5 protein-coding genes are annotated in these 7,922 nt (G+C 44.7%); 1 reads left to right on the forward strand and 4 read right to left on the reverse strand.

Annotated elements, in window-relative coordinates:
* Positions 1-38 precede the first annotated feature (38 nt).
* The 3 genes from AC6R00_RS09190 to AC6R00_RS09200 all read right to left on the reverse strand — a co-directional run bounded on the left by AC6R00_RS09190 (position 39) and on the right by AC6R00_RS09200 (position 5,203).
* Positions 39-2,249 carry an SGBP N-terminal domain-containing protein gene (locus AC6R00_RS09190; protein ID WP_500640161.1) on the reverse strand — a complete coding sequence of 737 codons (2,211 nt, stop codon included), beginning with the start codon at positions 2,247-2,249 and terminating at the stop codon, positions 39-41.
* Positions 2,250-2,330: 81 nt separating this feature from the next.
* Entirely contained in the window at positions 2,331-3,758 is a 1,428-nt protein-coding gene (gene melB, locus AC6R00_RS09195; RefSeq protein ID WP_500640162.1) for a melibiose:sodium transporter MelB, read from the reverse strand.
* A gap of 86 nt (positions 3,759-3,844) precedes the next feature.
* Positions 3,845-5,203: an alpha-glucosidase/alpha-galactosidase gene (locus AC6R00_RS09200; RefSeq protein WP_500640163.1), complete on the reverse strand. Its 1,359-nt coding sequence runs from the start codon at positions 5,201-5,203 to the stop codon at positions 3,845-3,847.
* 304 nt (positions 5,204-5,507) lie between these two features.
* On the opposite strand from AC6R00_RS09200, the gene melR reads away from it, so the two are divergent.
* The gene (melR, locus tag AC6R00_RS09205) at positions 5,508-6,524 is read left to right on the forward strand and encodes a transcriptional regulator MelR (RefSeq protein WP_500640185.1); all 1,017 of its coding nucleotides are present in this window, start codon (positions 5,508-5,510) and stop codon (positions 6,522-6,524) included.
* 42 nt (positions 6,525-6,566) lie between these two features.
* Here melR and malK read toward each other — a convergent pair whose 3' ends face one another.
* Positions 6,567-7,685 (reverse strand): maltose/maltodextrin ABC transporter ATP-binding protein MalK, encoded by a 1,119-nt coding sequence (malK, locus tag AC6R00_RS09210; protein ID WP_004744592.1) that lies wholly within the window; start codon positions 7,683-7,685, stop codon positions 6,567-6,569.
* Positions 7,686-7,922 lie beyond the last annotated feature (237 nt).

A 7,922-nucleotide genomic window follows, 5' to 3' on the forward strand; every position in this document is an offset into this window, starting at 1 on the left:
ATGAGGCTCTCGATGACGAGAGAGCCTCTTTGTGGTTGTTACTTCGACACGGTTCGCTGCTGCTGGCCTTCAACATTCACAATGACGTAACTGACCAGTTGTCCGTTGATTTGCTTTTGGCTAGCCATGGTTGATTGACCATCAACTATGAGTGACGGATACTCACCATAGAACCAAGCTTCCCACTCAAGCGACTGAGTTGAGTTGTTGGTCAAGCTCGTTTTATTCACCCCTTCATGTCGCACGGTAAGCTCATGTTCGCCCATGATTAAGTGTTTTGCCTCTAACCACTCAATGTTATTAGTTAGGTGTGAAGCCGTAATGATACGATCTTCAGAAGCATTAGGCTTAATGCCCATTAGTCCTTCGATGGTGTTGGAAATAAAAGTGAAAGATAGCTCAGGATAATCACCATTGGTTCCTTGAGTAGGGCGTTCATGGGGTTCGTCTTTTTTGTCCATGATGTATTGCATCCACTTCCAAGCTTCCTCATTGCGATTGTAGGGGAAGTAAGTTTCAGGGATATAGGTATAGGCTTCAATGTTGTTCGGTGCTTCAGGAGTCGATCCAATACCATCACCGAGCTTTTCGGCAATGAAATCGAGATATTTATCATTGCGCTCACCCGGATTGGTAACGCGTTTCATCGGCATAAACCAGCTGTTTTCTTTGCCAAAGTCGTTAAGACGCACGCCGTCTTTTTGTACTATGTTTACATAGTTTCCGAGCGGGTCATTAGGGTCTGCGATACTCCACTCGTGATTAAAGAATTCTTTGAGCTGTCGTGCTTTCTCACTCCAAACAGCGGCTTGACTGTAATCTTGACGAGCTTCAAGCATTTTAGAGTAGGCGAGAGTCGCTTGATACTGAGAGCCAATGGCGTCGCCAGCTTCGATTGGAAATTCACCACGTTCATTGTAGGTTGCTGAGCCTTCGAATATACCGCCATAACCTTCTGCGATACCATTTGGATCTTGGTCGTCGTGAAGAGCGATATAGTCAGTCAGCACTTTTGTATAGAATTGCCAAAGGTCTGCATCTTCAATATAGCGCTTGTCTCCGGTCCATAGATACTGCTGCCACGCTTTTTCGACAAATTCAAATTGGGCTGGCACTTCTCTAACAAACCAAGAATCGTCGACATAGTCGATCGTATGAGGTGTGCCATCAAAGTTCACTGCCCAAAGCGTGTACCACTTTCTTGATTCTGTGGAGTGCTTAGCGAAGGTTTTAAACATCGAGAAGTTCTCTGCGTCTAGACCTGCCAGCATAGCGCCACTTGCCTGATGCAGGAAATCACGCGAATAAAAAGCCGTTCGGTCAAAATATCCCGCCCAATAGGAGGGGATGTAATCGGCTGTTCCCGTTCCATCGTTATTGTTTTCATCTCGGTTCACTAGATCGTGGTGACCTGTCATGACAAACCGTTCGGTTTTATCCATTGCCCACGAAAATGAGTCTTGTAGTTTTACGTTCGAAGAGGTCACAACTAGCTGCTTGGGTTGTTCTCTGGCGATGAGTGTCCAGTGCTCTGGTTTATGGTCTTTAGCGGTTAACTTGACTGTAATTGGATGAGTAAAGTCGAGTACGTCTCCCTCATTGATTGAGGTTGCGCTAGCGTCTGATATTTTAAGGTTGCCAATGGTCACTTGAGTTAAATCTGTGCCGTATGGCACTTGAAACTCAACGCGCTGATTTTCTCGATTGATGTTCGTCAGGCCAGATTGTTCTTCTGCATTGAACTGGATGATTTGATTGAAGCTCAATGGCTTGCTTTTATGGTTTTTAGATAAGCTCACATTGTCGACACTCACGCCCCCTTTATCAGACCCTATAACAAAGACTTTTATCTGCTCGCCTTTCTCTAGTGCAATATGTTTAAGAGTATTTAGCTTATATTTTTTACTCTTTTTTACCGGCTTGCTAAACAAAACTTCGTCATGGAGATTAGTGATGATTAAAGAGGCATCAGAGGAAGGACTGATAACATAGGCAGATAAGTCATAATAACCAGTTTCAGTAATGGTTACGGTTTGGCTGATGCTATGTGTTGTACCTGTCGCGATTCTGCCGCGGTATTCACCTTGGTATGCTGAATCATTCTTGATATTAGCAAACCAGTAATCCCAGCCTAGCCCTTTATTTTCAAAGCTAGGATTTGTTATGAGGTTGTCATTGTGTTTGGCATAAGTAACACCCGACGCAGCGATCGTACCGACGATAGCGCAGGCTAATAGGTTCCGTTTCATAATCTTCTCGTTATTGATTTATTGGATGTAGGGAAGTTTGCGCATAAAAAAGCGGGCGGTGCCCGCTATACAGCTATACAGCTATGTAGCTTGAGCTGGGTTGGTGGCTTTTGGCTTGCCATTTAATTCTGATTCACTATCGGTAACATGTTGGTACTTTTCGGTGAGTTGGTCTTGGATGTTCTGGTGATACTGACCATTGAGCTTGTAGAAGCGGAAGTAAACAACCAATGCAATAGCAAAAAAGAAGGCGGGTAAACCGATCATGATGCATTGCATGCCAAACACGGTTTCTGGGCTTTGCACGACGTTAGGGACATAGTCAACAGCAGTAAGTGCAATACCGATAAAGAAAGCAGCGAAAGCCGAGCCTGCTTTTACAACCAGAGTTTGAACAGAGTAAGCGATACTTTCGCAACGTTGGCCGAGCTTGTACTCACCGTAGTCTACGGTGTCCGCTACCATGATTACGTTCAGTACCCAAAACAGTGCCGTTCCGATTTGTAGCAGAACGCCAGCGGCGGATATCAACAAAATGCTTTGTTTATCGTACATACCTACATAGATAAGCACCGCGCTACCTAAAATTGGCAAACTTGAAGCGCACGCCCACAGGGTTCGGCGAGAAAACATTTGGGCGAGTTTAGGGAATAGAACCAGTGTGATTAGGTTAGCAATACCAGCGTATGCCATGTAGTAAGGGAAGAGGTCTTCGTTGCCGACGACATAAGTAAAGTAGTAAACAGCAAACGCGGTGATGATGTTGGTGGCAAGGTTGTAAGACAGCGCCATACACAAGACACTGGTTAGCTGGTCGTTTTTGTAGATAAGTTTAAGAAGTTTGTTCAGTGTTACTTTCTCTTCGGGCTTACTACTGTCTAGCTTGTTCGTCGAATAGCGCTCTTTAACGTTTCTTAACGTTATGTAAGTTGAGACAACAAAGCAGCCAATAAGCAGTAAAGTAAACACTTGGAAGCCATAACCCTTGTCGTCGCCTCCCACATAATTAACGAACGGCATAGCAATGGCAGCGGTAACAAGCCATGCGAGGCTTGCAAAAAATCTAGGGTAAGGGACGAGGTCTTCACGTTCACGTTTATCTAGTGTCAGAGTAGGGACTAACGACCAGAACGGAATGTCCATCAAAGTGTAGGTCATCCCCCATAAAATGTAAGTGACGGCGGCATAAGCAATAAGCCATGGGCCTTCTATATGATGGGCGCTGAACAGCATAAACAGCACAATCGAGTTGGTAATCGTACCAACTAATATCCAAGGTTTAAATTTGCCCCAGCGGCTACGAGTATTGTTGACGATCCAACCCATAATAGGGTCATTGACCGCATCCCATATTCGGGCGACGATAAAGATGGTACCTACTGTTGCCGCAGAGATGCCAACTACATCCGTGTAGTAAAACATCAGGTACATATAGACAATGGTAATGGCAAAGTCCTTACCAAATGCCCCAAAGCCGTAACTCAGCTTTGTGTTCATTGAAATGCTCATCGGTGCTCCTTAGGTACGCCTCCTTTGTCGGAGGCGTATATTGTTCACGTTATTTTGTTATCAGAAATGTTTGTTGTTATTTTTAGTTAGACTTTTGGATGGACCCAATCTGGTAACCAGCCGCGGTGCGCTTCAATCAGATCGTCCACTAAGGCGTAAATCTCTTCTAGCCCCAAGACAGCAGCTGTGTGAGGGTCGAGCATAGCCGCATGATAAATTCGCTCACGGTTTTCAGTTAAAATCGCTTCTGTCAGTAGTGTTTGCACATTAATGTTGGTCTGCATCAATGCGGCTAGATGGTTAGGCAGTCGGCCCGCTTTGATTGGTTGAACACCATTAGCATCGACCAGACAGGCAACCTCAACACAGCAGCCTTGTGGCAAGTTATCGATTAGAGCCTCGTTTTTTACGTTGCCATAGATAACACTTGGCGTGCCGGTCCAAATGGAATTCATGATCGTGCTGGCATACTCGTGAGATTCATTAACGGTAATCTCATCAGCATTCTTAAAGGCTTCTAGATCTTGCTTCCAATCAGCAATTTGTTCTACACAACGTTTTGGGTATTCGTCGAGTGGTACTTTATAACGTTCAATCAAATCTGGGCGGTTTGGCTTAATAAAATATGGGGTGTATTCAGAGAAATGTTCAGAAGATTCAGTGACAAAATACCCAAGCTTCTTAAACATTTCGTATCTAACTAGGTTGGTGCAGCGACCATTGTGATGAAGACCAGGTTTAGGCGCTTGACCACTTTCAAAAGCAGCGAGTAGATCTGGGTAAATATCGACATAGTCACCCTGTTCTGTCTTCTTCTCTAGGGTTAAGTAGTAGGCCATATGATTGATGCCAGCGCAGGTGTAACGGAGGTCTTTGTAGTCGAGGTTAAGATCACGGGCCAGCTCTTCTGCCGTGCCTTGTACAGAATGGCATAAACCTACCTGTTTGATGTTTGGGTATTTCTCGTACATGGCCCAGGTATTCATCGCCATAGGATTGACGTAGTTAAGCATCGTGGCATTAGGGCACACTTCGCTCATGTCTTCACAAACTTTCCATAGGTGTGGAATTGTACGCAAAGAACGCATGATGCCGCCCGGACCGAGAGTATCGGCGATGGTCTGCTCCAATCCGTGTCGTTTACACACTTCAAAATCGGTGACGGTACATGGTTCATAGCCTCCAATTTGAAAGGCGATGACGACAAAGTCGGCACTTTTCAGTGCTTCTCTTTGGTCCAAGTGACAGCTAATTGAGCCAGTTGCACCTGCAGACTGCATCAGTTTACTCACTACTAGGTAAGATTCTTCTAAACGCGTCCCGTCAATGTCCATTAGTGCAATATGGGCGTTCTTTAAGGCTGGTTTGTGGAACACGTCACCAAGAATGTTCTTAACAAAAATGGTCGAACCTGCACCGATGAAGGTGATCTTCGGGGTATTCATTATCTTTTTCCTCATCTATCACGTATTGGGTTGGATGAGTCAACATTACCCGAGTATGTTGTGACGATTCGTCTCACTTAAAAACCGCAAACTCCTATTTTCTAATATTTTTAATTGCAGTAGCGAAGATCTTAGTTTTTGGGAGATATTGAATACAAAGCGGGATGGATTATGTCGGCATTCAGAATATCAATGAGCGAGGGCATTACAGCGTGTGGAGAGTATGGTTTGGTATGAGCTAGGTCTGAGTATTGTGGTTTGAGATTTGCAAAACTACATTATCCCATTTTTAACGGAATCAATGATGAATAAACGAGAAACTGAAGCGACGCATCTTGTTACGCAAAATGAGTACTCAAATGACAGTGTACTTGTCAGCCCGCTTTCGTTGTATTCATCGTATGAAAAGATCGACGTTGAAGCGCGAGTTCCCCATTCCATGCCTGGTTATCATTGGCATGGACAGGTTGAGGTAAATATCCCATTTGGCGACGATGTCGAGTACATAGTTAATGGTACGCCAATTGTCATCGAAGACGGGGCGGTAGGGCTGTTTTGGGCTTCTGTTCCTCATCGCCTGACTGAACCGGGAAAAAGCCACAATATGGGTATTATCAATATCCCTATTCATCAGTTTATGTCTTGGCCTTTAAGCCGAGATCTTGTTAATCAAATTACCCATGGGTGCGTCTTACAGTCAGATTCGACATCGTTGGTGAGTGAATTTGAATTGGCTAGATGGGCTAGGGAAATGAGTGATGATTCCGAAAGTCGTCAACAGCTTGCCGTTGATGAAATTGGGTTGATGCTGCGTCGAGTTTGCGTTGATGGTTGGAAGCAGTTGGTTTCAACCCAAGCCGACAGTTCGGTGAAAAAAGGGGTATCAAAACATTCACAATTTTATGTCAGTCAAATGCTCGAGTTTATTGCGACCCACCACAATATGCCTTTGACCACCAAAAAAATTGCAGAGCATGTCGGTTTACATGCCAACTATGCAATGAATGTCTTTCAGCGCACGATGCAGATGACGATTAAGCAGTACATTACAGCGATGCGGATCAATCACGCAAGAGCACTGCTAAGCGATACGGATAGAACCATTTTAGATATTGCGCTGACAGTGGGATTCAATTCAAGCAGTCGATTCTATGAGACGTTCCAGACTTACATAGGGGTGACTCCTACCCAGTATCGGAAACTAGCAAGGGAAGATCATCGTTGGAGTCTGCATGGAAGTAATCCACTCTATGATCTTGAAAAGGGCGCGTGTGATGGCAAGCGACCAGTTAGTGTTACTAGAGAGATAAACGAGCAATAAAAAAGCTCCTATCAAAGGAGCTTTTTGTCTCAGAGTTAGCGGTTATTCGAAATCAACACCCGCTTCTTTGTACAGACGGCGGCACGCTTTACCATCGCTATGGAATAGGTGACAACGGTGCGCTGGGATACCCACAGACAGTTTATCACCTGGTTCGACATCTAGCGTGTCAGGTTGGCGGTAAATCATATCGGCATCGGCTGCATCGATGTGTAAGTAGGCTTGAGTTTCATTGCCTAGTTTTTCAACGATGTTAACTTCACCTTCAATAGTCGCATCACCTTCGTTTGCTGGTAGCAAGTGCTCTGGACGAATACCTAGCGACATACGTTCACCGCGAGTAACCGTTGTTCCATCAACTGGAATCCAGAACGCAGTGCCATTCGCAAGCTGAACCATGACACGATCTTTCTCAGCCGCTTCAATGAAGACACTCATAAAGTTCATTTTTGGTGAGCCAATGAAACCAGCGACAAAACGGTTCTCTGGGTAGTGGTAAAGCTCTAGTGGGCGACCAACTTGAGAGACAAATCCTGCGTCGAGTACAACGATCTTATCTGCCATGGTCATGGCTTCAACTTGGTCGTGCGTTACATAAATCATGGTACAGCCAAGCTTGCGCTGAAGCTTAGTGATTTCAGAGCGCATTTGTACACGAAGGGCGGCATCAAGGTTGGATAGCGGCTCATCAAGTAGGAACACATTTGGCTGTGAAACCAGCGTACGACCAATCGCAACACGCTGACGCTGACCACCTGATAGCGCTTTAGGTTGGCGCTCAAGAAGGTGGCTCAATTGTAGGATTTCAGCGGCATGTTCAACACGCTTACTGATTTCACCTTTGTCGGCTTTTGCCAGCTTAAGGCCAAAAGACATGTTGTCGTATAGGTTTAAGTGAGGGTAAAGAGCGTAAGATTGGAACACCATACCAACACCACGTTTGGATGGCTCAACATCATTCATGTGCTCATCACCAATGTAGAGATCACCTGATGTGATGTCTTCTAGGCCTGCAATACAACGTAATAGTGTTGATTTACCACAACCTGATGGACCAACAAAGACAACAAACTCACCTTCTTTGATTTCTAAATCAACATTCTTGGAAATTAGTACGTCACCGTAAGCTTTACATACATTTTTTAACGTGACACTCGCCATCTAGCTCGCCCTCGATCAATTTTTTATATTTTACTGCCTATCATTATATGAATTATGGAGCAGGCAATAATAGTAGGAATTTGGTAAGGAATGGATTCTATATAACAGAATGTAAGAAAATATGGGTGAAGGAGTTCCTCACATCACCCACCAAGCCAAATTCAGGTTTGCTTTCCCCCGTGTGACACAAGCTTCTCCCCCGAACGAATCAGTTTCCTGAATACCTACGTGACTTGT

It is taken from the genome of Vibrio sp. R10-SF1-ISO8, from assembly GCF_059833805.1.